Below are 530 nucleotides of genomic sequence, written 5' to 3'. Positions count from 1 at the left end.
AGGATGAGGGGCTGGTCACCCACTGGCACTATGACGAAGCAGACCGCCTCACGCACCGCACCGTGAATGGCGAAACCGCAGAGCGGTGGCAGTATGACGAACGCGGCTGGCTGACAGACATCAGCCATATCAGCGAAGGGCACCGGGTGGCGGTGTATTATGGATATGATGAGAAAGGCCGCCTGACCGGTGAGCGCCAGACGGTGCATCACCCGGAGACGGAAGCACTGCTCTGGCAGCATGAGACCAGACATGCGTACAACGCGCAGGGACTGGCGAACCGCTGTATACCGGACAGCCTGCCCGCCGTGGAATGGCTGGCCTACGGCAGCGGTTACCTGGCAGGCATGAAGCTCGGCGACACACCGCTGGTGGATTTCACCCGCGACCGCCTGCACCGGGAAACGCTGCGCAGCTTCGGCCGTTATGAACTCACCACCGCTTACACCCCTGCCGGGCAGTTACAGAGCCAGCACCTGAACAGCCTGCTGTCTGACCGCGATTACACCTGGAACGACAACGGCGAACTC

1 pseudogene is annotated in these 530 nt (G+C 62.3%); it reads left to right on the top strand.

From position 1 onward, the window contains the following. A pseudogene (locus FTE26_RS08560) lies at positions 1-530 on the top strand (RHS element protein); the annotation flags it as partial.

Source organism: Escherichia sp. S10b, assembly GCF_028421345.1.
In the GTDB taxonomy this organism is placed as follows: Bacteria; Pseudomonadota; Gammaproteobacteria; order Enterobacterales; family Enterobacteriaceae; genus ECMA0423.
Note: the sequence above shows the minus strand (reverse complement) of the source record. Positions and strands in the feature narration are given on the sequence as shown.